Annotated in this window: 2 rRNA genes; both read right to left on the reverse strand. The window is 46.0% G+C overall.

The annotated features are described in order from the left end of the window. A 23S ribosomal RNA gene (locus A3712_RS22930) occupies positions 1–388 on the reverse strand; the annotation flags it as partial. Between the two features lie 344 nt (positions 389–732). Then, positions 733–1,214 (reverse strand): 16S ribosomal RNA (locus A3712_RS22935); the annotation flags it as partial.

A 1,214-nucleotide genomic window follows, 5' to 3' on the forward strand; every position in this document is an offset into this window, starting at 1 on the left:
AGACAGGATATCACGTGTCCCGCCCTACTCGTTTTCACTGATGATGAGATGTCGACTACGGGGCTATCACCCTTTATTGCGGCACTTTCCAGAGCCTTCGTCTGTCTCATTAAAAGCTTAAGGGCTAATCCAATTTCGCTCGCCGCTACTTTCGGAATCTCGGTTGATTTCTCTTCCTCGGGGTACTTAGATGTTTCAGTTCCCCCGGTTTGCTTCTTGCTGCTATGTATTCACAACAAGATACTTACTTATGTAAGTGGGTTTCCCCATTCGGAAATCCCAGACTCAAATGACTTTTACTGTCTAATCTGGGCTTATCGCAAGTTAATACGTCCTTCATCGCCTCTGACTGCCAAGGCATCCACCGTGTACGCTTAGTCACTTAACCATACAACCCGAAAGGGTCTTAGTGTATGGCAACTAACCAAGGTTTTTGGTTGTAATAGGAAGGGTTAGTTCTTATTACGTGTTTGCCGGACTCAATGTGATTCAAATTAGATTTGAATCGAATACAAGACACTTGAATGTGTTTGTGTTGTGTTTATCCAAAGGATAAACATTGAGAACTTTTAATTTGATTAACTCGTAGAGTTAATCAGTCAGCTTTCCAAATTGTTAAAGAGCATAAAGCAAAAAGCTTTAATCAATAACTCGCGTTATTCATTAAAGCTCTGGCTTTAACTAAATCTAAACCATCAATCTGTGTGGACACTTATCGTGAATATCTTCGTATAAGGAGGTGATCCAGCCCCAGGTTCCCCTAGGGCTACCTTGTTACGACTTCACCCCAGTCATGAACCACAAAGTGGTGAGCGTCCTCCCCGAAAGGTTAAACTACCCACTTCTTTTGCAGCCCACTCCCATGGTGTGACGGGCGGTGTGTACAAGGCCCGGGAACGTATTCACCGTAGCATTCTGATCTACGATTACTAGCGATTCCGACTTCATGGAGTCGAGTTGCAGACTCCAATCCGGACTACGACGCACTTTTTGGGATTCGCTTACTCTCGCAAGTTTGCCGCCCTCTGTATGCGCCATTGTAGCACGTGTGTAGCCCTACTCGTAAGGGCCATGATGACTTGACGTCGTCCCCACCTTCCTCCGGTTTATCACCGGCAGTCTCCCTGGAGTTCCCGACATTACTCGCTGGCAAACAAGGATAAGGGTTGCGCTCGTTGCGGGACTTAACCCAACATTTCACAACACGAGCTGAC

It is taken from the genome of Vibrio sp. HI00D65 (assembly GCF_001635455.1).
Classification (GTDB): Bacteria; Pseudomonadota; Gammaproteobacteria; order Enterobacterales; family Vibrionaceae; genus Vibrio.